The 21,793-nt window shown below is 67.0% G+C and carries 24 protein-coding genes; 13 read left to right on the top strand and 11 right to left on the bottom strand.

Translation table 11 applies throughout. The features are described from left to right. Positions 1-22: 22 nt before the first annotated feature. The 7 genes from HCT51_RS07770 to HCT51_RS07740 all read right to left on the bottom strand — a co-directional run bounded on the left by HCT51_RS07770 (position 23) and on the right by HCT51_RS07740 (position 6,667). Positions 23-445 (bottom strand): pyridoxamine 5'-phosphate oxidase family protein, encoded by a 423-nt coding sequence (locus HCT51_RS07770; RefSeq protein WP_166872135.1) that lies wholly within the window; start codon positions 443-445, stop codon positions 23-25. Between the two features lie 11 nt (positions 446-456). Beyond that, positions 457-2,616, bottom strand: a complete 2,160-nt coding sequence (locus tag HCT51_RS07765; protein ID WP_166872137.1) for an amylo-alpha-1,6-glucosidase — start codon at positions 2,614-2,616, stop codon at positions 457-459. A 2-nt stretch (positions 2,617-2,618) separates the two neighbouring features. Next, positions 2,619-3,761: a glycosyltransferase family 4 protein gene (locus tag HCT51_RS07760; protein WP_224760731.1), complete on the bottom strand. Its 1,143-nt coding sequence runs from the start codon at positions 3,759-3,761 to the stop codon at positions 2,619-2,621. A 53-nt stretch (positions 3,762-3,814) separates the two neighbouring features. Then, complete coding sequence (locus HCT51_RS07755) at positions 3,815-4,144, bottom strand: GNAT family N-acetyltransferase (protein ID WP_166872139.1); 330 nt, start codon at positions 4,142-4,144, stop codon at positions 3,815-3,817. A 17-nt stretch (positions 4,145-4,161) separates the two neighbouring features. Continuing rightward, positions 4,162-4,947: an aquaporin Z gene (aqpZ, locus tag HCT51_RS07750; protein ID WP_166872141.1), complete on the bottom strand. Its 786-nt coding sequence runs from the start codon at positions 4,945-4,947 to the stop codon at positions 4,162-4,164. A 123-nt stretch (positions 4,948-5,070) separates the two neighbouring features. Then, positions 5,071-5,943 (bottom strand): NAD(P)H-hydrate dehydratase, encoded by an 873-nt coding sequence (locus tag HCT51_RS07745; RefSeq protein WP_166872144.1) that lies wholly within the window; start codon positions 5,941-5,943, stop codon positions 5,071-5,073. After that, positions 5,927-6,667 (bottom strand): histidine phosphatase family protein, encoded by a 741-nt coding sequence (locus tag HCT51_RS07740; protein ID WP_166872146.1) that lies wholly within the window; start codon positions 6,665-6,667, stop codon positions 5,927-5,929. Before HCT51_RS07740 ends, HCT51_RS07745 begins: the two co-directional genes overlap by 17 nt. Before the next feature lie 79 nt (positions 6,668-6,746). Between HCT51_RS07740 and HCT51_RS07735 the strand changes: the two genes are divergently transcribed. The 5 genes from HCT51_RS07735 to sufU all read left to right on the top strand — a co-directional run bounded on the left by HCT51_RS07735 (position 6,747) and on the right by sufU (position 10,561). Further along, on the top strand, positions 6,747-7,424 hold the full coding sequence (locus HCT51_RS07735; protein ID WP_224760730.1) for an HAD family hydrolase: 678 nt from the start codon (positions 6,747-6,749) through the stop codon (positions 7,422-7,424). 47 nt (positions 7,425-7,471) lie between these two features. Then, entirely contained in the window at positions 7,472-8,140 is a 669-nt protein-coding gene (locus HCT51_RS07730; protein ID WP_166872152.1) for a TetR/AcrR family transcriptional regulator, read from the top strand. Between the two features lie 76 nt (positions 8,141-8,216). Further along, a complete protein-coding gene (locus HCT51_RS07725) occupies positions 8,217-8,747 on the top strand; it encodes a CarD family transcriptional regulator (protein ID WP_166872158.1) in 531 nt (176 codons plus the stop codon). A gap of 42 nt (positions 8,748-8,789) precedes the next feature. Next, positions 8,790-10,112 (top strand): cysteine desulfurase, encoded by a 1,323-nt coding sequence (locus HCT51_RS07720; RefSeq protein WP_166872162.1) that lies wholly within the window; start codon positions 8,790-8,792, stop codon positions 10,110-10,112. Continuing rightward, complete coding sequence (gene sufU / locus HCT51_RS07715; RefSeq protein WP_166872165.1) at positions 10,109-10,561, top strand: Fe-S cluster assembly sulfur transfer protein SufU; 453 nt, start codon at positions 10,109-10,111, stop codon at positions 10,559-10,561. Before HCT51_RS07720 ends, sufU begins: the two co-directional genes overlap by 4 nt. A 22-nt stretch (positions 10,562-10,583) precedes the next feature. On the opposite strand, the gene HCT51_RS07710 is transcribed toward sufU, so the two are convergent. Next, positions 10,584-11,750: a ScyD/ScyE family protein gene (locus HCT51_RS07710; protein ID WP_166872166.1), complete on the bottom strand. Its 1,167-nt coding sequence runs from the start codon at positions 11,748-11,750 to the stop codon at positions 10,584-10,586. Between the two features lie 428 nt (positions 11,751-12,178). Between HCT51_RS07710 and HCT51_RS07705 the strand changes: the two genes are divergently transcribed. After that, the gene (locus tag HCT51_RS07705) at positions 12,179-12,760 is read left to right on the top strand and encodes a dihydrofolate reductase family protein (RefSeq protein ID WP_166872168.1); all 582 of its coding nucleotides are present in this window, start codon (positions 12,179-12,181) and stop codon (positions 12,758-12,760) included. Positions 12,761-12,998: 238 nt separating this feature from the next. Here the strand turns inward: HCT51_RS07705 and HCT51_RS07700 are convergent, their stop codons facing one another. Further along, a complete protein-coding gene (locus HCT51_RS07700; RefSeq protein WP_166872170.1) occupies positions 12,999-14,303 on the bottom strand; it encodes a uracil-xanthine permease family protein in 1,305 nt (434 codons plus the stop codon). 254 nt (positions 14,304-14,557) lie between these two features. Between HCT51_RS07700 and HCT51_RS07695 the strand changes: the two genes are divergently transcribed. The 5 genes from HCT51_RS07695 (at position 14,558) to HCT51_RS07675 (ending at position 18,316) form a co-directional block, all read left to right on the top strand. After that, a complete protein-coding gene (locus HCT51_RS07695) occupies positions 14,558-14,794 on the top strand; it encodes a hypothetical protein (protein WP_166872173.1) in 237 nt (78 codons plus the stop codon). An 8-nt stretch (positions 14,795-14,802) separates the two neighbouring features. Next, entirely contained in the window at positions 14,803-15,522 is a 720-nt protein-coding gene (locus HCT51_RS07690; RefSeq protein WP_166872176.1) for a M50 family metallopeptidase, read from the top strand. A 67-nt stretch (positions 15,523-15,589) separates the two neighbouring features. Then, positions 15,590-16,519: a PLP-dependent cysteine synthase family protein gene (locus HCT51_RS07685; RefSeq protein ID WP_166872179.1), complete on the top strand. Its 930-nt coding sequence runs from the start codon at positions 15,590-15,592 to the stop codon at positions 16,517-16,519. Between the two features lie 24 nt (positions 16,520-16,543). Continuing rightward, complete coding sequence (locus HCT51_RS07680) at positions 16,544-17,320, top strand: ion channel (RefSeq protein WP_166872184.1); 777 nt, start codon at positions 16,544-16,546, stop codon at positions 17,318-17,320. A 78-nt stretch (positions 17,321-17,398) separates the two neighbouring features. Then, a complete protein-coding gene (locus HCT51_RS07675) occupies positions 17,399-18,316 on the top strand; it encodes an oxygenase MpaB family protein (RefSeq protein ID WP_166872189.1) in 918 nt (305 codons plus the stop codon). A gap of 30 nt (positions 18,317-18,346) precedes the next feature. Here the strand turns inward: HCT51_RS07675 and HCT51_RS07670 are convergent, their stop codons facing one another. Then, positions 18,347-19,807: an NCS2 family permease gene (locus HCT51_RS07670; protein WP_191413817.1), complete on the bottom strand. Its 1,461-nt coding sequence runs from the start codon at positions 19,805-19,807 to the stop codon at positions 18,347-18,349. A gap of 55 nt (positions 19,808-19,862) precedes the next feature. On the opposite strand from HCT51_RS07670, the gene HCT51_RS07665 reads away from it, so the two are divergent. Both HCT51_RS07665 and HCT51_RS07660 read left to right on the top strand, forming a co-directional pair. Next, positions 19,863-20,444: a sugar O-acetyltransferase gene (locus tag HCT51_RS07665; protein WP_166872193.1), complete on the top strand. Its 582-nt coding sequence runs from the start codon at positions 19,863-19,865 to the stop codon at positions 20,442-20,444. 71 nt (positions 20,445-20,515) lie between these two features. After that, positions 20,516-21,043 carry a hypothetical protein gene (locus HCT51_RS07660; protein ID WP_166872197.1) on the top strand — a complete coding sequence of 176 codons (528 nt, stop codon included), beginning with the start codon at positions 20,516-20,518 and terminating at the stop codon, positions 21,041-21,043. A 29-nt stretch (positions 21,044-21,072) separates the two neighbouring features. Here HCT51_RS07660 and HCT51_RS07655 read toward each other — a convergent pair whose 3' ends face one another. Continuing rightward, positions 21,073-21,627 (bottom strand): hypothetical protein, encoded by a 555-nt coding sequence (locus tag HCT51_RS07655; RefSeq protein ID WP_166872200.1) that lies wholly within the window; start codon positions 21,625-21,627, stop codon positions 21,073-21,075. Positions 21,628-21,793 lie beyond the last annotated feature (166 nt).

The following is a 21,793-nucleotide window of genomic DNA, read 5'->3' as shown; positions in this document are numbered from 1 at the left end:
CATCTCTCAGCAGTTCCGACGCTTAGGAGTCCGACGCTCCGATCACCCGGCGGCCGGTGATCTGCTGCGCCACCACTCGAAGCCAGTGCACCGAGGGCCCGGTGATCCAGTTCACCTGCCGCAGCTGGGTCAGCCGCTCGATCACCGCCAAATCGGTGATCTCCTCGGCAACCCCGACCACGTGCACGCTCCACGCACCGCCGCGGTCCTCGTCCATCCCGTCGACCTCGAATGCGACGAACGGCCAGTCCAGCGCCGCGCGAAACTTGGTGTGGCCACCGGTCGGGAACGCCACACACTTCGATTCGACGTCGAACACATGACTCACCGGAAAGATCTTCGGTCGTCCCTCCACCACCACACCCAGCCGTCCGGTCGCGGACGCCTGCAGCAGCCGATAGCACTCCTCCGCCGGGAGATCCACCAGCCAAGTCTGAATGTTCATGAGCCGCTCCTTCACCGCCTGCGCCTGGCCGGTGAACTGGCACCGACGGCGCTGAACACTGGGCGGGTTGCCGGCACGACGGCCAGATCGCCCGCACCGAACAGCGCCACTCGCTCGTCTTCGATGTCGATCGTGATGCGACGCCCAGAGATCACGACACCCTCCACCCGCAGTCGCCGCATGCCAGCGGGGAGTTCTGGTCGGAGCCAGAACCGCTGTTCCGATGCCACCGGCTCGAGTCCGAGGAGCGTCCGCAGCCACAGCAGCGGGGCGGCGGACGCCCACGCCTGGGGCGAACACGACGAGGGATAGGCGGCAGGCACCCCGAACTCGGAGCGGGTGAAGCCCGCGAACAGTTCCGGCAGCCGGCCGTCGAAGGCCTCCGCTACATCCATCTGTGCGCTGATCAGGTGGGATGCCTCGGTGACGAAGCCGTAGCGGGCAAGACCATACGCCGCGATGGCGGTGTCGTGCGGCCACACCGAGCCGTTGTGGTAACTCACCGGGTTGTACGACGCGGTGTGCGAGTCAAGGGTGCGCACCCCCCAGCCGCTGAAGGTGCCCTCCGCGGTGAGCCCGTCGCGCACGAGCTCGGCCCGGTCTTGGCGCACGATGCCGGTCCACAGGCAATGGCCCACGTTCGACGACCGAACCGCCACCCGCCGCTTGTCGCCGTCCAGGGCCAGAACATAGAACTGGCCGTCCTCGTCCCAGAAGTCCGCGTTGAACCGCTCAAACAACCGGGCCGCCTTGTCCAGGAAACGATCGTGGGTCTCGTCGTCACCCTGCAACGCGGCCAACTCCGCCCGCGCCAAGTACGCGGCGTACACGTATCCCTGCACTTCACACAGCGCGATCGGCCCCACGGCGAGCGCCCCGTCGGCATGCCGGATGGCGTCCCAGGAATCCTTCCACCCCTGATTGGCCAGCCCGAACTCGCCGTGCCGCTGGTACTCGACGTATCCGTCGCCGTCGCGGTCGCCGTATGTCTCAATCCACTCGATCGCGCGATCGACATGGGGCATCAGCGCCTCGAGCAGGTCGTCGTCGCGACCCCACCGTTGGATCTGGGCGGCGAGCATAACGAACAGCGGGGTGGCGTCTGCGGAGCCGTAGTAGATCTCACCGTTCTTGAACGTGTGCGCGTCGGACTCGGAGAACCGCACCTCGTGCAGGATTTTGCCCGGTTCCTCGCCCAGTTCCAGGTGAACCCGGGTGCCTTGCAGACGCCCGAGGGTGAGCAGCACGCCGCGGGCAAGCGACGGGCCGGAGATCAGCGACATCCACGCCGTCATCAGCGAGTCACGACCGAACAGTGTCATGAACCACGGTGCCCCGGCGGCGACGAGCTGGAGGTCCGGATAGTCGTCATCACGGATGCTCAGCGCGTCGAGGTCTCCGGATGTGCGCCGCAGGATGCTGTCAAGCAGCACACTGTCGCTGTCGACAATGAGGCCCACGTCGATCGGCTCGGTGGTCAGCGGAGTCTCGGCATCCGCTCCCTGCTCCGGCCCACGCGGTCCGACCACCGCCCCGTCGATCATCACCCGCACGGCCACGTCCGTGCGCCAGCTCTGTCTGGCACCGAGCGTGAGGGTCCAGACGACCCCCTCCTCATCGATGGTGGCGCCCGACTCCACCTCGACTGCGACCTCCCGAGCGTCGTGCCCACTGCCTCTGGAGAACCGGATGACGCGATCGTCGGAGGTTCTGGCACGATTGCGGTGCACCAGGCGGGACTCCTTCACCTCGAACAGGTCGGCGAAGTCACAGTCCACGTCGAGGCGCAGTGTGAGTTCCACCGAGGTGAGACCGTGGTTGGTGACGATCACCTCATCGTGCATCCCCATCGCGAAATAGCGCCGCCTGCGCACCACCACGTCGGCATCCGCACGGCCCTGGGCGGCACGACCGCGTCCCAGGAAGGTGACCCGCGACGGCATGGGACTGTCCACACCCAGACGCTCGATGCCCTCGCCGTCCAGGGTGAGCACCCAGCGAGACAACACCCTCGTATCGAGCACGAAGAGACCCTGCGTGTGGGTCGGGCGCATGTTGCCGTCGCCGTCGGACAGCGCGAATGAGCGCCCACTGATGAGTGACACACCGCTTTGCAAGCCCTCCACCGAGGCGATGGGGCTCGTGCCCTCGTACGGGGACGTCGCAGCCATCGCTATCCCGCCTCGGTGAGCAACTCCGACTCGGATGCCACCGCTGCCCGCTGCAGAGTTCGTCGGTACAACGACACGTGCCGGGTGATCATGTGCTCCATCGAGAAGCGGTCGACGCAGCGACTCCGGCACACCGACCGGTCGATCTCTGTCAGCCGGTCGACCGCACGGGCCATGCCCGCCACGTCGTGGCAGAGAAAACCGGTGACGCCGTCCTCGACGATTTCGGTAGCGGCCCCCTCGGCGAAGGAGAGCACGGGTGTGCCGCACGCCAGCGCCTCGATCATCACCAGACCGAACGGCTCCCGCCAGCGAATCGGGTTCACGAGCGCCTCGGCATGCGTCAGTAGGCTCACCTTCTCGTCACCACCGACCTGGCCGATGTACTCGATCCCGTTGCCGAGCATGGGCTGCACCACGTCGGCAAAGTAGAGTCGCTCTTCCGGCTCCCACATCTTCGCGGCGATCAGCAGGGGGCGGCCCGACTGCCGAGCGACCGCGATCGCACGGTGCACCCCCTTGTCTGGATGCATCCGGCCGAGGAACAGCAGGTACCCGCCGTCACCCTGACCGACCGGGTACTCGGTCAGGTCGATGCCGTGATGGATCACCGCACGCACGTTCAGTTGCGGGGCGCTCCGCCGCTGGTCGTGGGAGATCGCGACCAGCGAGATGTCGCCCGCCCGCTTTCGAAGCTCCGACACGTACCCGGCACTGAGTTCGCTGTGCAGGGTCGCCGCCACCGGGATGTCGTCGGGTCGGACCGTGGGCATGAGCGGGCCTGTCAGCGTGTGGTCATGGATCAGATCCACATCGGCGAGCGCCCGGTATCCGGCTCTGGCCTGCAGGATGTCGGTGAGCACGCCGCCATTGGTGCCCACGGCGGTCGGGTAGATGAAGCGTTGCTCGACCGGGCAAGTGGAGTCACCCACCGTGAACAGCACGACCTCGTGCCCGCGAGCGGTGAGTCCGCGCGCCAGACGGTCGATTATCGATTCAGTGCCGCCGTAGACCGGGGGAGGAACGGCGACCGCCGGGGGCGCGATCATGCCGATGCGCAGGTGCTCGTCAGGTGCAGGGTCGAACGCACCGGCAGGTGCGCCTACCGGTTCGCGCGCATAGGGGTACACATCAGAGAAGCCCATGGCGTGAGGGTAACCCCGGACTCGCCCCGCGGAAAGGGGTTGCCAAGTGCGCCTCAGGCGGCTTCGGGCCAGTCGATCCAGTCGTCGTAGTCGTGGTGACGACGCAAATACGCGGCAATGTAAGGGCACAACGGCACGATGCGTGTGCCCGCCCCGGTCACCTCGTCCAGCGTGAACTTCACCAGGCGCCCCCCGAGTCCGCGGCCCTCATACCCGGGATTGACCACCGTGTGGTCGAAGATGAGCTGGTTGCCGCCTCGGCCCGGCCGATAGTTGGCGAAACCGATCATCTCGTCACCGTCGCGCAGTTCGTAGCGGTGCCGCTCCGGCGCGTGCACGACGATGATCTCGTCTGCCCTGGTCTGCTCGTCGCTCTGGGTCACGGGATCACGTCTCCTGTTCAGCGGGTGCGCGCTGGTTGCAGCCGCCCGAACAGAATCTTATAAGTGGCGCCGGCGATCAACCCGCCGAGCAACGGGGCCAGGATGAACACCCAGACCTGGGCGAGCGCATCCGGCCCGCCGTAGAGTGCCGTCGCGATGGACCTGGCCGGGTTAACGGAGGTGTTGTCGATCGGAATGCTGATCAGGTGGATCAGGGTGAGCGACAGCCCGATCGCGAGGGGTGCGAAGCCCGGGGTGGATCGCTCGGAGGTGGCGCCCAGAATGACGTAGAGGAACAGCGCGGTGAGCAGCACCTCAGCGATGATCACCGACAGCAGGTTGAAGCCGCCGGGGGAGTGCTCGCCGAACCCATTCGAGGCGAAGCCGCCGTCGACGGCATTGGAGAGGAACCCGTTCGGGCCTCCCGCGGCGATGGCGCACAGCAGTGTCGTCGCCAGGATGCCGCCTGCCAGCTGGGCGATCCAGTACCCGGGCACGTCGCGCCATGGCATCCGGCCTGCCATTGCCGCGCCGAGCGTGACGGCGGGATTGAAATGTCCACCGGAGATGTTGCCCACGGCGTATGCGGCGACGACGACGGTGAGCCCGAAGGCCAGCGCCACCCCCAGGAAGCCGACACCGAGGGAGTTGTCATCCGGGTCCGGGAAGTTGGCGGCGAAGATGGCCGTGCCCACGCCGCCGAACACGAGAACGAACGTGCCGAACACCTCCGCAGCCCAGCGGCCGACCCTGGTGGACTCGTGCGTCGTGGCGGCTGTCGCCGGCGATTCGTCTCTGGCCATGGTGTACCTCCCACTGCGTTGTGAGTGTGGACTGCGCGGCAGCAGCCCGTTGCCTGAGAGTAGACCCACCGGTGTGTCAAGGTCGAGGGTTTAACCGGATGACGGTGGCGTCACGCCTGCCGGTCAGACGCGTTGCCCCAGCTCCAGCAGCACGGTCGGCAGCTCAGCCACCAGTTCCCGCGCGAGAAAGCCGGTGGGGCCAATCCGTGCGGCGAGCCGGTCGCCCGCAGCCGCGTGCAGGTGAGTTCCCCAGCACGCCGCCTGTTCGACGCTGGCGCCCCGCGCCAGCAGGCCCCCGACCGCCCCGGCGAGCACGTCTCCGCTGCCGGAGGTGCCGAGGCCCGCCTGCCCCGAGCCCACCTGCCACAGCCGTCCGTCCGGCGCGGCGACGGAACCGAAGCAGGTGACGACTGCGCCATAGCGGTCAGCGATCTCACCGAGGTCGGTGCGCAGGTCGTCGATGTCACGGCCGAGCAGCCAGGCGGCCTCCGTCAGGTTGGGGGTGAGCACGAGCCTGTCGCGCCAGACGGCGGTCTCGTCCGCGACATCCGCCAGCACGCCAAGCGCGTAGGCGTCCAGCACGATGCGGGTATCCTCACCGACTTGGGCTACCAGGGCGCGCAGCAGTGCGGCGGTCTCGCCGGGGTGGTCGAGGCCGGGGCCGATCACCACGGCATTCGCGCCCTGCAGTTCGTCGGTCAGCTGCTCGTGGCTGATCCCGCGGACCGATCCGGTCGGCGTCTCGGCGAGCCCGATCACGCCGGACTCCGGTACGGCGACGGCAAGGGCCACCGCTACTGACTCTCCGACCGCCATGGTCAGCCGGCCCGCGCCCACCCGCAGCGCGGCAAGGCCGGCGAGCGCGGCGGCCCCCGGGGCGCGGCGGGCGCCACCGACCAGCAGGAACTGGCCGCGGTCGTACTTCGAGGCGGCCCCGCTCGGCAGGTCCCACTCGCGCAGCAGGGTGGGCGTGATGATCTCAGCGCGGGAAGACATCGCGGTCTCCGGTGTGCACGGTCACGGGCGCTTCGGACCGCTGGATGTGCTCCACCCGGTTGTAGTAGTCGAGTTGCCAGGCGCCCGCGCCGGATGGCCGGAGCAGCCGGCTGACCGAGGCGTTCAGCAGCGGAGTGGCCCTGGCAAGCTCGAGCACCTGCGCCTCCGACAGGTTCTCGCAGATGTATCGGGCCAGCGTGATCACGGCGTCGTGCGTGATGAGCAGCACCCGGCCGCCGTCGTGCTCCCTGTCGATGTCGGCCAGCACGAACCGCAGCCGCAACGCGACATCCGCCCAGGACTCGCCGCCCGGCGGCCGGTAATAGAACTTGCCCAGCCGGCGCCGGCGTGCCGCCTCCATCGGCAGTCGCGCCTCGACGCCCACCGTGGTGAGCGCGTCGAGGATGCCCAGTTCCCGGTCGCGCAGACGTTCGTCGACGCGCACCGGCAGCGGGGCGCGCTGCCCCTCGCAGACCAGCCGGGCGGTGTCCGCGGCCCGCAGGTACGGGGAGCACCAGAGGGCGGTGGGGAACTGGTCGTCGGGCAGGCCGCGCAACCAGTCGCCGACGGCGAGCGCTTGAGCGGCGCCCACCTGGCTGAGGGGCACGTCGGCATCCCGCAGCGGGGCGTCGATCACCTCAGCCCGCGCCGCCTCTGCGGTTGTCGCCGCGATATTGGCGGTGCTCTCACCGTGACGGACCAGGCTAAGTGAGACAGCTCCCATCTATCGAGCCTATGCCGCGGGATTGGCGGCGCAAATGCCCCCTCGCGAGCCACCGGCCTGCGCGCGTACCCTGACCTGTGTGGTGGACGATCAAGGGAGTGTGCGGGCCGTGCTGTTCGACATCGACGGCACGCTCGTCGACTCCAACTACCTGCACGTCGACGCCTGGCAGCGCGCATTCGACGAGGTCGGGCATCCGGTCGACGCCTGGCGGATCCACCGGGCGATCGGGATGGACTCCGACAAACTGCTCGACGCCGTGCTCGGTGACGACCGGACCAACACGGGGGACCGGGCGAAACGCCTGCATGCCGAGTACCTGACCGCCTCGGCCGTCCGGTTTCGCACCTTCCCCGGGGCGCGGCAGCTGCTTAGCGCTGTCGACTCGCTGGGGGTGCGCGCGGTTCTCTGCACCTCTGCACCCCAGGATGAACTGGAGCGGCTGCTCGCTGTGCTGGATGCCGGCGACGCGGTCTTCGCGGTGACCTCGGCGGAGGACGTCGACCAGGCGAAACCCGATCCCGGCATCATCCGAGCGGCCCTCGGCAAGGCCGGCGTATCGGCAGGGCACGCGGTCATGCTGGGCGACACGGTGTGGGATGTCGTCGCCGCGGCGCGCGCCGGGGTGCCCTGCGTCGGGGTGCTGAGCGGCGGCATCAGTCGGGCAGATCTGGTCGACGCCGGCGCAATTGCCGTCTATGAGGATGTCGCCGACCTGCTGCGAAATCTGGAGGCGAGCCCACTCCTACCACGCTGACCGGATTTTTCGGACAAGTGTTCGAGAAACGTGCTAGACTTGTGCGGATGATTTCCCCTGATGAGCGGTCCACTGTGCAGGGGAAGGACACTACGCGTAAGCCGGTCGCAGCCAGGCCCACGCCGGATCCGCGTGCCGAGAGAACCCGGCGCCGGATCTTCGCGGCCGTGACCGAACTCATGTCCGAGACATCCGAGCGAAGCCACGGCCTGTCGGTCACCGACATCGTGCGCACCGCCGGGGTCAGCCGTAGTTCCTTCTACGCGCACTTCGCGAGCCTTGACGAGCTCGCGACCGAGTTTCTGCGCATCCAGCTGACCGAGATCGCCGAGTCGGGCGCCGAGTTGCGCCGAGACGACCTCATTGCCCCACCCGCCGCCGCACGCATCGGCTACAGCACGCTGGTCGCCCACCTGCTCGAGAACTACCAGCTGTACTCGACCGTGCTCGAACTGCCTCTCACCAGGGGCGTTTTCGAGCAGAGCGTCGGCGTATTGGCCGACCGCCTGACCGGAACCGTGATCGAGGCGGGGCATGTGCCCTCCGGCGTCAAGCCCGACCTGGTCGCCACTTATGTGGCCGGCGGAGTCATGACCCTGCTGAGCTCGTGGATCCGCGGCGAGACGGATGTCTCTGACGACGAGCTGGTCGATCAGCTCGTCGGCTTGTTACCCCCGTGGCTGCTTGATCCGCAGGAGGAATTGCTCACCACGTAGTTATCAACCAAGCACTCTGAACCCGCAGTACTCGCCTGTCGCACGCCTGAAGAAGAAGAACAAAGGAAAATCTGAGATGAATTTCACCGTTGGGGAAACCCTCGTCTACCCGCACCACGGCGCGGTCACCATCACCGAACTCTCGACGATCACCGTCAAGGGTGAGCAAAAAGAGGCGATGACGCTGCGGGTGCACACGAGCGAACTGATGATCAAGCTGCCCATCGCGAACGCCGAACTGGTGGGCGTGCGCGACGTGATCGACGACGAGGGCCTGCAGGCCGTGTACGCCGTGCTGCGTGAGCCGTTCGTCGAGGAGGCCTCCAACTGGTCTCGCCGGTTCAAGGCGAACCAGGAGAAGATGGCCAGCGGCAGCGTGTACCGGGTCAGCGAAGTGGTTCGCGACCTGTGGCGCCGCGACCAGGATCAGGGAGTCTCCGCCGGCGAGAAGCGGATGCTGGTGAAGGCTCGGCAGATCCTCGAGTCGGAGCTCGCGCTCGCGCAGAACTTCACGCCGGAGCAGGCCACCGCGTCGCTCGACGAGGTACTCGCCAGCACCCTCGCCGACCTCGCCCCCGCGGGCGACGTAGCCGCAGCCGCGAAGTAGTCCCAGCAGCCGTCCCGCCAGCACCAAGCCGGAAGTCGTTCGATGAGCATCCAAACCAGCATCGCCGCTGAAGGCACGGAGTCGGCAGCGCCCCTCACGGGCGCCGAGCTCCGTGTCATTCGGCAGGACTTCCCCTTGCTGCAGCAGTCGGTCAACGGGCATCCGTTGGTCTACCTGGACTCTGGGGCAACCTCGCAGAACCCGCGCACGGTGCTGGACGCCGAGCGGGAGTATTACGAGGTGCACAACTCTGCGGTGCACCGCGGCGCGCACACCCTGGCCGCGCTCGCCACCGAGAGTTTCGAGGACGCCCGCTCCCGGGTTGCCCGCTTCATCGGAGCATCCGACGACGAGGTGGTGTGGACCTCGAACGCCACCGAGGCACTCAACCTCGTGGCCTACGGCATCTCGAACGCAAGCCTCGGCCGCGGTGGCGAGGCTGCGGCGGCGCTCCGGATCGGGCCGGGTGACGAGATCGTCACCACCGAGATGGAGCACCACGCCAACCTGATCCCGTGGCAGGAGCTGGCGGCACGCACCGGGGCGACGCTGCGCTTCATCCCAGTCGACGACGACGGCGCGCTGCGGATGGACGACCTCGACCGCATCATCACCGACCGCACCAAGGTGGTGGCATTCACGCACGTATCGAACGTGCTCGGCAGCATCAACCCGGTTGAGCAGCTGATCGGCAGGGCGCACGCGGTCGGCGCGATCGCCGTACTGGACGCCTGCCAGTCTGCCCCGCATCTGGCGCTGGATGTCGCAGCCCTCGACGTCGACTTCGCGGCGTTCTCCGGCCACAAGATGCTCGCACCCACCGGCATCGGCGTGCTCTACGGCAAGAGCGCCCTGCTGAACGCACTGCCGCCGTTCCTCACCGGCGGGTCCATGATCACCACCGTCACGATGGAGCAGACCGAGTATCTGCCCGCGCCGCAACGGTTCGAGGCCGGCACCCAGAAGGTGTCGCAGGCGATCGCGCTGGCCGCGGCCGTCGACTACCTCGACGGGATCGGCATGCACCGCATTGCCGCGCACGAGGCACGGCTCGGTCACCGGTTGGCCGAGGGACTCGCAGAGATCCCCACGGTTCGTCTGCTCGGACCGGCCGTCGGCCGCGAGCGAGTGGGCCTCGCCAGCTTCGACGTGCGCGGCATCCACTCGCATGATGTCGGCCAGTTCCTCGATGACCGAGGCATCGCTGTGCGGGTCGGGCACCACTGCGCGCAACCGTTGCACCGCAGGCTCGGGGTCACCGCATCGACCCGGGCAAGCGCATACCTATACACCACCGACGACGAAGTCGACCAACTGATTGCTGGCGTCGCCGACGCCGTTGACTTCTTCGGAGCACACGCGTGACCTCATCAGAACTGCAGGGCCTGTACCAGGAACTGATCCTCGACCACTCGCGGCATCCGCACGGTTACGGCCTGGTGCCAGGCGCCGCCGCCCAGTCGCATCAGGTGAACCCCACCTGTGGTGACGAGGTGACCCTCGAGCTGCATGTGACCCCCGGCACCGACACGGTGGAGCATGTGCACTGGGAGGGCCACGGCTGTGCCATCTCGCAGGCGTCGGCGTCGCTGTTCGTGGAGATGGCAGACGGCCTGAGCATGCCAGAACTGCAGCAGCGGATCGACGTGTTCCGCACCGCGATGCGCTCCCGCGGCACCATCGAACCAGACGAGGACCTACTCGGCGACGCCGCGGTGCTCGGCGGAGTGTCCCGGTACATCGCGCGCGTCAAGTGCGCGATGCTGGCCTGGGTTGCCGCCGAGCACGCGATTGCGCAGGTCAAGGCCGCTTAGACGCGATCAGTGGTCTCCGGAGTCATTCCGAATGCCCGTCGCCACCGAGCGGTACCTCGGTTACCGTTCCGATCGGCTGCGGTGCGCCACTCGCGTCCAGCACGAAGGCGTCCGTGGTGACGTACAACGAACCGTGACGGAGTTCGATCGCGGCGGGGGAGCGCAGGTCAAGGTACTCCTCGGGATCATCCGATCCGGCAGGGATCACAGAAACCTGGCCCTTGTCGTTGTCTCCGCCGAACAGTTCGGTCACCCAGATCGTTCCGGTGCGCTGTGACACGGCGAGGTTGGTTGCCCCGACGAAGCCGTCCGCGACCAGCTCGATGTCACCGTCGTCCGGGTTCACCTTGAAGACCGAACCGCGCGCGCCGAGGATGTCGCTTTCCGGGCCTCCCGGCAGCGAGGTCACGTACAGCCAGCCGTCCGGGCCGAGCTCCACGTCGGTGGGAACCGGTTCGAAGCGGTAGTCGTAGCCGATCGCGCACTCCGGGTAGCCGACCGACGCGACGAGTTCAGCGGTCGTCTCGATCGGGTCGCGAGGCGGCAGCACCGCCACCGTCTCCACGGTGCCGTCGTGGTTCACCCGCAGAATCGCGTTGGCTCCGGCATCCGCCACGTAGATTTCGTTCTCAAGCGGCAGCGTGGCGAACGGGTTGGTGTCCACCACTCCGTCGTACGTCGCCGGGATGAACGGGAACTTGGTCTGGTCGATCTGGTCGGCGCAGCTGTCGGGCAGGTCGACGAACCCGTAGGTGTTGTCCTGGTCGGGGTTCTCGTCGGCTTCGTGCTCGTACAGGTCTGCCACCTCTTCGGTGTCGCCGCCGTCGGAGCTCACCGACATCAGCTTCGAGTAGGTGTGGTCGTTCGCGGTCTCGACGAAATAGACGGTGTCGCCGCGCGTGGATACCGCGCCCAGCGACCGGTCGGGGCCGGCTTGAGCGATATCCGTCTTGTGCCCATCACTGTCGACCTTGGTGAGCTTGCCGGCGAAGTCCTGACTGACGAAGACGTCGCCGTCGCGGTTCACGCCCAAGCTGAGCGGGGTCATCAGTCCGTCAGCGAGGACGCGAGAATCGCCCGGCGGCGGCACATCTGACCGGTGGTCGTCTGCCGCCTGCGCTGCGGCGGCCGCGCCGAATGACGCGATGACCGTGGCAGTGACGGCGAGTAATGCCGTGGGGGTTCTCACTGGTTTCTCCTTTGACATCGAGTTGGCAGGAGAAGCGGCTTCGAACAGGAGAGCGCGGACGCGCGGGATCGAAGCCCAGGTCTCCTGGTGGCGGAACAAAACACGCCAACGACAGCAAAGTAACCCCGGCGAGCGGATGGGTCGATGGGGATAACCACATTCACGACCGCATTTGCCGACGACGAGTGCGTGGATTGGCGGCTCTTCACAATGCCGGGTGTACTCGGGGCGGGGCGTCGGCGATACTGTGGGCGTGTCGAAGTCCGGCGGCGGTTTCCTGCGCGAACATCCCGGCCACGTACTGGACAGCTGGCCGCTGCCGACCGATTGATTTCCTAAAAGAGCGACAGCCCACGAAATCTAACCTGAGGGCATCCTCCAAGCAGAGGACTCTAACCTGAGGGCATCCCCCAAGCAGAGGAGCGCCCATGGGCAAGGTAGTCATGTACAGCTCGGTGTCAGTAGACGGCTTCATCGCGGACGAGAACGACCAGCCCGGACCGCTGTTCGACTGGTTGCTCAGCGGTGACGTGCCGTTGGATGAGAGCGGCGAGTTGAAGGTGTCACAGGCGTCCTACGACTACACCCGGCCGTACTGGGACCAGATCGGGGCGACAATCGCGGGCCGCCACGTCTTCGACATGACGGACGGCTGGGACGGGAAGCCTCCAAGCGGGATCGACCACGTGGTCGTGGTGACGCACCGGCCGAAGCCCGAGGGCTGGGACCCCGAGGCGCCGTTTCACTTCGTCGACGGCGTCAAAGCAGCCGTGGCCAAGGCGCAGGAGCTCGCGGGTGACCGCATCGTCGAGGTAGCCGCCGGCGACGTCGGTGGCCAGGTGCTTGCCGCGGGCCTGGTCGACGAGGTGCGCATGGACGTCGTACCCGTCGTGTTCGGGTCCGGCAAGCGCTACTTCGGGTCGGTCCACGCGCAGCACCTGTTGGAGGGACCTGACGTGGTGATTCAGGGCAACCGGGTGCTTCACCTGCGCTATCGGGTGCGCCGTTGACCGATCTGAGCGGGTAGCGTCAGGCACGTCGAGGTCTTCCAGATGGGCGGCGTAGGAACCTCCATCCTCGGATGACCTCGACACCTACCCCGGGACCGACGCGCCAGCCACCATCCAACCAGCGACTACGCCCTCAACTGTGAAGAGCCGGATTGGCCGGATTTAACGAACGGATGCCGGCTGCCGCGAGGTGTGCGGCAACCGGCATCCGCCAGCTACAGAATCGAGACGTGCGCGGTTATCGCGCGGCGACCTTCTCTGGCTCGGTCGCGGCGTCGTCGGTGCCGCGTAGCCGGCCGAGGCCGTTCATCACGTGGTAGACCACGATCGCCGCGACAGTGCCGAGGATGATGCCGCCGAAGGTGAACGCGCCGGCGTTCCAGGTGAAGTCGGCGATCGCCACGATCAGCGCGATGCCGGCGGTCATCTGGTTCTTCGGCTTGCCGAAGTCAACCCGGTTCTCCACCCAGATGCGCACGCCGATGATGCCGATCAGACCGTACAGCGCGGTGGTGACCCCGCCGAGTACACCCTCGGGAATGGTGAAGATGATCGCGCCGACCTTGGGGGAGAGCCCCAGCAGGATCGCGACGATGCCGGCCACCCAGTACGCGGCGGTCGAGAACACTCGGGTCGCCGACATCACGCCGATGTTCTCGCCGTAGGTGGTGGTGGGCGATCCGCCGCCGAGGCCGGAGAGCACGGTGGCGAGGCCGTCCGCGAACAGGGCGCGCCCGGTCAGCGGGTCGAGGTTGCGGTTGGTCAGCTGACCGATGCCCTTCACGTGACCGACGTTCTCGGCGATCAGGGCGAGCACCACCGGCAGGAACATCAGGTACAGCGCGAGGTACTGGCCGTCGAAGATGGGGGCGGTGAAGGTCGGCAGACCGACCCAGGGTGCGTCGTCGACAGCGCTGAAGTCGACCTCGCCCATCAGCACGGCGGCGAGGTAGCCGACGAGCACGCCGATGATGATCGAGAGTCGGCCGATGAAGCCGCGGAACAGCACGGTGACGAGGATCACGCTGGCGAGGGTGATCAGCGCCACCAGCGGCGAGGCCTCGAAGTTGTTCTTCGCGGCCGGCGCCAGGTTGAACCCGATCAGCGCCACGACCGAGCCGGCGACCACCGGCGGCATCAGCGCGTTGATCCACCGGGTGCCCGTCAGATGCACGATCAGCCCGACGGCAGCGAGCAGGGCGCCGACCAGGATCATCCCGCCGAGCGCCACGCCGTGTCCGCCGGATGCCTCAGTCGCGGCCAGGATCGGCGCGATGAAGGCGAACGAGGAGCCGAGGTAGCTCGGCAGCTTGTTCTGCGTGATGATCAGGAACAGCAGGGTGCCGATGCCGGAGAACAGCAGGGTGGTGGCCGGCGGGAAGCCGGTGATCACCGGAACCAGGAAGGTCGCGCCGAACATGGCGACGACGTGCTGTCCGCCGAACCCGATCGTGCGCAACCAGCTCAGGCGTTCTTCGGGGTAGACGATTTCCGAGGCGGCGACGTTCTTGCCGTCGCCGTGCAGCTTCCAGGGCAGTACCATTCGATTCCTTACAGTATTTAGGGCCGGAACGACAGTACCCGTATGCGGCAGGTTGGGCGCGCGGGCGCGCGAACAGCCGCTGCATCCGGTCCTCCACGGGCCCGATCCATCGTCGCTGTGCACAGCTGAGCGTCAGGAGTGGGCCTCGATGCCGGCGACGCTCCAGCGGGTTGCGGGCTGGCCTGCGGTGCCCGCGGGTTACCGCTGCCGCAGCAGCGCGCAACCCGCTCCTTCGACTGTGACAGAGTTGAGGAATGGAACCCGGCCAGATCTTCGCCCTCGTCTGGGGCGTGATCGCCATCTCGTTCGGCATCTGGCTGCTGACCAAGCGGCACCACATCGCGCAGCTCGCCCGCGCGGAGCGCGAGCGTAAGGGCACGAGCCTCGGGCAGCGCACCCAGACCCCCATCGCGCTGGGCGTGGCCGGAACTCTGTTTCTGGTCATCGGGCTGGTCGTCACAGTCAGCATGATCGTCGTGATGCAGCGCTGACCGTCCGGATGCCGCTCCTCGATCAACTCGACATCCCGACCTTCCTCGGCCAAGTCGAGCCGCTGCAGGTCCCCGCGCTCACCCTCATACTGATCCTCGCCGCGGCCATCGCACTGTCGATCCCACGGGTCACGTGGCGGTGGTTCGGCCTCTTCACGACCCTGGTCCATGAGCTGGGACACGCGTTCGGCGCCCTGGTGACCGGTCGCCGGGTGACCGGCATCCACGTGCGCAGTGACCATTCCGGTTCCACGGTGTCACTCGGCGGCGGCTTCTCCTCGGTGTTCTCCGCGTTCTTCGGGTATCCGGCGCCGGCGCTGGTCGGCTACGGGCTGCTCTGGACGGTGTTCACCGGCTACACCAGCGCCGCCCTCGCGGTGGGCACCATCGTCATCCTGCTCACACTGATCTTCATCCGGAACGTTGTCGGGTTCTTGGTGGTGGCGGCATCCGCAGCGGTCTCGGTTGCCCTGTGGGTGTGGACGGATCCGCAAGTTCAGGGGTACGCCATGCTCGTGCTCGGCATCGCGCTGCTGGTCGGCGCCGTGCGGGGTCTGGCGACCGTGGTCAGCGTCCACACCTCGCGCCGGCGAGCGCTCGAAACCTCCGACGCGTACATCCTGTTTCGGCGCACCCGCGTTCCCTCTCCGGTGTGGCTGCTTGGGTTCGCGCTGCTGGTCGGTTGGTGCCTCTGGGGCGCCACGACCCTCGTCATCGCTGCCGTCTGACCGAGGTGCGGCTTGTGCGCACTCCCCACCCTTTCGTTTCTGCCAGAGCGGGCGTACCGTCACGGTCATGAGCGTCTTGGATGCGATTGGCAACACCCCACTCATTCAGCTGCCCACGGACTCGAGTCGGGGCGAGATCTGGGTCAAGCTCGAGGGCGGCAACCCGACAGGGTCGTACAAGGACCGCATGGCGCTGGCGATGGTTCAGGAGGCGGAGCGAGACGGGCGACTGGCGCCAGGGCAGACCGTCGTCGAGTACACCGGCGGCAGTACCGGCAGTTCCCTTGCCCTCGTCTGCGCACTCACCGGGCACCCGCTGCGCATCGTGACATCCGATGCGTTCGCGCCGGAGAAGCTGCGAACGATGGAGGCGTTCGGGGCCGAGCTGGAGGTGATTCCCTCGCCCACGGGCATCACCGCCGATCTGATCACCACGCTCAGAACCCGCGCCGCCGAAATCGGCAAGGAAATCGGCGCGTATCAGACCGATCAGTTCAATAACCGTGACATGGTGCACGGATACGAGCAGATGGGCCGAGAGATCGTGACCGCGTTGCCGTCCGCAGACGCGTACTGCGGCTACATCGGCACCGCGGGCTGCTTCCTCGGCGTGACCAGAGCGCTACGGGCGGCGTGGCCAGACATCCACCTCGTCGCGGTGGAGCCGGATGAATCTGCGGTAATCTCCGGTCGCCCTGCCGGAACCCACCGGATCGAGGGCGGAGGCGTTGGATTCGTGCCGCCGCAGCTGACGCCCGCCGACTTCGACGAGGTGATCGCCGTATCCACCGCCGACGCGTTCGCCAAGGCGCGGGCGGCAGCGTTGGAGTGGGGCGTGTTCTCCGGCCCGTCGACCGGCGCCAATCTGGTGGCAGCGGAACAGGTCGCCACCCGTCTCGGGCCCGGTTCCACCGTCGTCACGGTGCAGGTCGACACGGGATTGAAGTACCTCGCTGGCGAGCTGTTTCGCGAGCGCGGAGCGTCCATTCGCAAGTAACCCGCTCGAAGGAGAGGCCGCCTGATGGCCACAGGCATACCGGAAGGCGACTCAGCGATACCTCGTTCGCTAGTCTCATCTCTTCAGGATCCCGAGCCCGGCGTATGGCGAGCGGGGTATTTGCTGGTGGTCGTCATGATCATGGCCTCCTACGCGTTCTGCGCTGCCCAGACGACACCCAACCCGAGCGCTGCGGCGCTGGTGATCCAGCTCGTCGCGGTCGCGGTTGTGCTGCGCGTCGCACACATGAGCAGAGCCATCCGGCGGATTGGATGGACCTTGGTGGCGGTCGCCGTTGTCGGGGTTCTTGTGGTGGGGATAACCGGCGCCAGCGGGCGGTGGCTCGACCTCACGCTGTCGGGGATATCGGCAGCGGCGTATCTGGCGGCGCCCGTTGCGATCGTGATCCACCAGCTACGGCGGCGGATTATCGACGGTCAGGCCCTGCTCGCGGCAATCTCCGCATACATCCTCATTGGAATGTGGTTCACGTTTGTCTACAACTTCGCCGCGCTGCTGGCCGAAGAATCGATTTTCGGTACGGGGGAGATCAACTCGCTAGGGAGCCAGGTGTTCTTCTCGTTCACCACCCTGACGACGACGGGATACGGCAACCTTGTGCCATCGGGTCCCGTGCTGCAGAGCGTTGCGATCGCCGAGGCGATCACAGGCCAGCTCTTCCTGGTCATTGCGGTGGCGCGCATCGTGACCGGGTTGGATCCGCAAACCGCTCGTGAGCTGGCGCGTGAGGCGAAAGAGTCGCGAAGGGCGCGGAAGGCGCACGAGGCGGGGGAGCGCTAAGCATCCACGGTCCTGGCCGACCGCGGTTTCGCAGCGGATCCGCAGCCGCGTGTGACCCTCCGCGGTCTACGGTCGAGTATGGGTGATCCCGCAGGCAGCAGCATCGGCGCCACACGCTGGCGCCCTGGCCGGCACGGGCGCCGGGAACCGCCGGCCTGGACCCGGTCGCTCGTTGAGGGCGAGGACGAGGGATTCTTCGGGCCGGGTAGCGCGGTGTGGACGGTTAACGGGGCGTTGCCGACCCTGGTCGCCGGCATCCGGGCGCTGCTGTTGCAGACGCTGCATCCGGGCGCGATGGCCGGCGTGCACGATCACTCCAGCTACAACGACGACCCGCTCGGGCGGCTCGACGGCACGGTGCGGTGGGTTGCCACCACAACGTTCGGCGACCGACGGAGCGCCATCGCGGCATCCGCCTTCGTCTCCCGCCTCCATGAGCGGGTCACCGGCACCTATGTCGACGCTCGCGGGGTGGAACGCAGCTACGCGGCGAACAGCGAGGAGCTGCTGCGCTGGGTGCACGACGCATTCACTGAGGCGTTCATCGGTGCCCACCAGATCTGGGGCGGGCCGATCCCCGGCGGGGCGGATGCCTACGTGCGCGAGTGGGCGCAGGCAGGGCGGCTGATGGGCGTGCAGCACCCACCGACCAGCATCGCCGAACTGCGCGACGAGATGACCGCGTTCCTCGACGACGCAAAGCCGGACGAGAGAGTCGCCGAAGCCGTGCGCTTCCTGCGCAGGCCAGGGCTGCCCGGCCTCACTGGCAAGGCGTACCCGATCCTGTTCGGGGGAGCGGTGGCGTCCCTTGACCCGCGTTACCGCGAGTTGCTCGGTTTGCGTCGGCCGTGGTGGCCGGCGGTGACCATGACGAGGCTGCTGCTCATCGTCGGCAAACGGGTGCTCGGCCCGGTCTCGCCGAGTGAGCAGAACGCGCGAGCCCGGCTGGCGATGCTGGCGGCGAGGCGATCCGCTGAGGTCGACCCGCACCGCTGAGCGGGCCGACCAGCGTCGATTAGGCGCGGATCAGCCGCCGATCAGCGCCTCGATGGGTCCGCGAGCGAAGTAGATCAGGAAGCCGGCTGCGACGACCCAGAGCAGCGGCGAGATCTGCTTGGCCTTGCCCGCGAACGATCGCACGATCACCCAGCTGATAAAACCGACGCCGATACCGTTCGCGATCGAGTAGGTCAGGGGCATGACGACGACCGTCAGGAAGACGGGCAGACCGACCGAGAACTCGGTCCAGTCGATCAGGCGGATCTGCGCCACCATCAGCACACCGACGATGACGAGGGCGGCGCCCGCGACCTCGAGCGGCACCACCTGGGTGAGTGGGGTGAAGAACATCGCCAGCAGGAACAGCACGCCGGTGATGACGTTCGCGAATCCGGTGCGGGCGCCTTCGCCGACGCCTGCAGCGGAGTCGATGAAGATCGTGTTCGACGACGACGAGGTGGCACCGCCTGCGACGGCGCCGATCCCTTCGACGATCAGGGCCGACTTGAGGCGGGGGAAGTTGCCCTTGTCGTCCTGGAGTCCGGCTTCCTTGGTGAGGCCGGTGAGCGTGCCGACGGCGTCGAAGAAGTTGGTGAAGACGAGCGTGAAGACGAGCATGATGGCGGCGAGCCAGCCAATCCGCTCGAAGGCGCCGAAGTCGAACGCGCCGATGAGTCCGAGGTCGGGCACGGCGACGATCGCCTCGGGCAGGGTCGGTACGTTGAGGTTCCAGCCGGCCGGGTTCGGGCCGTCTGCGGTGAACGAGGGGCCGATCTTGAAGATGGCCTCGGCGATGATGGCGATGACGGTGGCGGCGAGGATGCCGATCAGCAGAGCACCCTTGACCTTGCGGGCCATCAGCACGCCCATGATCAGCAGGGCGACGATGAACACGAGGGTGGGGATCGAGGTGACCGATCCGCCTTCGCCGAGCTGCACGGGCGGTGATGCGGCGCCGCTGGCGCGCACGAAGCCGGCGTCAACCAGCCCGATGAAGGCGATGAACAGGCCGATGCCGACGGTGATGGCGATCTTCAGCTGGGCGGGCACCGCCTTGAAGATCAGTTCGCGCAGGCGGGTGGCCGAGAGCAGCACGATGATGAGGCCGTTGATGACGACGAGCCCCATCGCCTCGGCCCAGGTGACCTGGCCGACGACGCTCACCGCGAGGAACGAGTTGATGCCGAGGCCGGCGGCCAGGCCGAACGGCAGGTTTGCGACGAGTCCGAAGAGGATAGTCATCACCCCGGCGGTGAGGCCGGTCACCGCGGCCAGCTGCTGACCGTCGAGCGCTGTGCCCGCGACATCCTCAGTGCCGCCCAGGATGAGCGGGTTGAGGATGACGATGTAGGCCATCGTCATGAACGTGACCAGTCCACCGCGGATTTCGCGGCCAACCGTGGAACCTCGCTCCGTGATCTTGAAGAAGCTGTCGAGGCGATTGCGGCCGGGCGAAGCGGTGCGCGGGGAGGAAGTGGTCGTAGTCACTGAAGAATTCTAGTGAAATCGGTCGCACCTGTTTGTACGGACGTACGATCGAACGGTGACCACTGACTATTTCGCGGGGGACACCCGCACCAATCAGGAACGGATGCTCGCCGGCGACCTCTACATTGCGGATGACCCGGCGATCGCCGAGGCGCAGCAAAGCGCCTTCAGCCTGACCGCGCGCTTCGCCGAGGTCTTCCCGCGAGATGTCAACGCGGCCCAGGAGATTGCGCGCGAACTCTTCGGCAGCTTCGGCGACGAGGCACACGTGAGGGCGCCCGTGTGGGTCGACTACGGCAGCAACGTGCACATCGGCGCGCGCACCTTTGTGAACTTCAACCTCACCGCGCTGGATGTCGCGACCATCACGATCGGTGAGGACTGCCAGATCGGGCCCAACGTACAGCTGCTGACGCCGACCCACCCGATCGAGCCGCAGCCGCGACGCGACAAGCTTGAGGCAGCTCAGCCCATCACGATCGGCAACAACGTCTGGCTGGGCGGGGGAGCGATCGTCTGCCCCGGGGTGACGATCGGCGACAACAGTGTGATCGGTGCCGGCGCCATCGTGACGCGAGACATTCCGGCGAACGTGATCGCGGTCGGCAACCCGGCGCGAGTGGTTCGCGAGATCTGATGTATACCGGGTCGGGGCCGCATTGGTCCGTGCGCGGGAACTCCGGCAGCTCATTGGTCGCACATTTGATCGTGCGTGAGATGCTCGGTGCCGATGAGTTCGACGGCCTCGACCTGCCCCGAACTGGTGCCGGGATCTCGCAAACGCCGGGGATGCCGCTACGGCTCGCCCACTCGATCGCCGCGGAATGGGCACAGTGGTGGGCGCGGGCGGTGGACATACCCGCGGATGCGATGCCGGCGTATTCCCATCCCGGCGCCGTCGCCGCCCCCGACCTGCCCATGAGCGGCGAATTGCGCGCGTTCATTTCCCCCCGATGGCCGGAGGTTTTGCGCGTTGCCGACAGGCTGAATCGGCGAGCGCATGAGCAGCTGGCTCATGACGATGCCGGTCTGGCCGTCACCAATCTGATGACGGCGATCGCCTCGGAGCTGGGCAGGCAGGCGCATCCGTTTCAGCTCGACATGGACATCGTGCCGTTCCCCGACAAGGGCATGTGGCGCGTCGCTCCGACCCGCATCCTGATCAGCCTCGACCTGTACGCCGATCCTGAAGCATCCATCGCCGCGCTCGACCCAGTCCTGCGCGACCTGGCCTGAGTGGGAACGACGGGAATATTCGCTCGCTACTATGTAACGGGCAGATCGAATTCCATGCTCGCGACGATGTCCATCATCTGATCCACTTTCGGGTCGTCTGCCCCTTCCGCCGAGTTCGAGTCGATACTGATGCTGATGACCTGACGGTCGTGCGAAAGCAGGATGTACCGATTAAGCGTGCCAGGTGCGGGCCCGATGGCCCAGGTTGCCACTCCCTCGTCGAGGGCTATCAGTGCGGGGACCCACGACTGATCTTCAAAGCCGGGGCAGAGCAGGTCTTGACCGTCGACGATTTCAGTGTCAAACATGACCCCCTCGAGGCCGCCTATCTCGACGTTCTCTACGCCGGTTATCTGCAACGACGGCCGGGATTGCAGATGTCCAAGGATCGCTTCAGGAGTTTCCAACCCGGATGCCGCGTGCGGCTCGCAGTCCTCGGTTGCCGCTGTCGAGTCGGTGGCGAGAATGAGGGCGAAGCCTTCATCGTGGATGAGATCGTCGAATGTCACGCCCGTGGGCGTGAGCATGACGATGTCAGGTTCGTCTGCGAGGTTCGTCCAACCCTCCCGGACCGTGTAGGTCACGGCAGGATCGAATGTGGAAGAGGAGTAGGTGCCCGCTTCGAGTTCACCGAGGCAGTGCACGCCTTCGTCCGCACAGTGAGCGCTGGATGGGCTGGGGGATGAGGTCTCGCCCTCTGTTGGTGGCGACTCGGTGCACCCGCTTAGGGCGGCGGCCGACAGGATGCCT

The sequence above is a fragment of the Salinibacterium sp. ZJ450 genome, from assembly GCF_011751885.2.
Classification (GTDB): Bacteria; Actinomycetota; Actinomycetes; order Actinomycetales; family Microbacteriaceae; genus Ruicaihuangia.
Note: the sequence above shows the minus strand (reverse complement) of the source record. Positions and strands in the feature narration are given on the sequence as shown.

Bases quoted from the DNA above. Each gene is read 5' to 3' on its own strand.
- HCT51_RS07685 (WP_166872179.1), top strand. From the start codon at position 15,590: ATGAGCGTCTTGGATGCGATTGGCAACACCCCACTCATTCAGCTGCCC.
- HCT51_RS07680 (WP_166872184.1), top strand. From the start codon at position 16,544: ATGGCCACAGGCATACCGGAAGGCGACTCAGCGATACCTCGTTCGCTA.
- HCT51_RS07705 (WP_166872168.1), top strand. From the start codon at position 12,179: ATGGGCAAGGTAGTCATGTACAGCTCGGTGTCAGTAGACGGCTTCATC.
- HCT51_RS07725 (WP_166872158.1), top strand. From the start codon at position 8,217: ATGAATTTCACCGTTGGGGAAACCCTCGTCTACCCGCACCACGGCGCG.
- HCT51_RS07695 (WP_166872173.1), top strand. From the start codon at position 14,558: ATGGAACCCGGCCAGATCTTCGCCCTCGTCTGGGGCGTGATCGCCATC.
- HCT51_RS07740 (WP_166872146.1), bottom strand. From the start codon at position 6,667: ATGGGAGCTGTCTCACTTAGCCTGGTCCGTCACGGTGAGAGCACCGCC.
- HCT51_RS07690 (WP_166872176.1), top strand. From the start codon at position 14,803: ATGCCGCTCCTCGATCAACTCGACATCCCGACCTTCCTCGGCCAAGTC.
- HCT51_RS07770 (WP_166872135.1), bottom strand. From the start codon at position 445: ATGAACATTCAGACTTGGCTGGTGGATCTCCCGGCGGAGGAGTGCTAT.
- HCT51_RS07745 (WP_166872144.1), bottom strand. From the start codon at position 5,943: ATGTCTTCCCGCGCTGAGATCATCACGCCCACCCTGCTGCGCGAGTGG.
- HCT51_RS07765 (WP_166872137.1), bottom strand. From the start codon at position 2,616: ATGGCTGCGACGTCCCCGTACGAGGGCACGAGCCCCATCGCCTCGGTG.
- HCT51_RS07720 (WP_166872162.1), top strand. From the start codon at position 8,790: ATGAGCATCCAAACCAGCATCGCCGCTGAAGGCACGGAGTCGGCAGCG.
- aqpZ (WP_166872141.1), bottom strand. From the start codon at position 4,947: ATGGCCAGAGACGAATCGCCGGCGACAGCCGCCACGACGCACGAGTCC.
- HCT51_RS07700 (WP_166872170.1), bottom strand. From the start codon at position 14,303: ATGGTACTGCCCTGGAAGCTGCACGGCGACGGCAAGAACGTCGCCGCC.
- HCT51_RS07675 (WP_166872189.1), top strand. From the start codon at position 17,399: ATGGGTGATCCCGCAGGCAGCAGCATCGGCGCCACACGCTGGCGCCCT.
- HCT51_RS07760 (WP_224760731.1), bottom strand. From the start codon at position 3,761: ATGGGCTTCTCTGATGTGTACCCCTATGCGCGCGAACCGGTAGGCGCA.
- HCT51_RS07730 (WP_166872152.1), top strand. From the start codon at position 7,472: ATGATTTCCCCTGATGAGCGGTCCACTGTGCAGGGGAAGGACACTACG.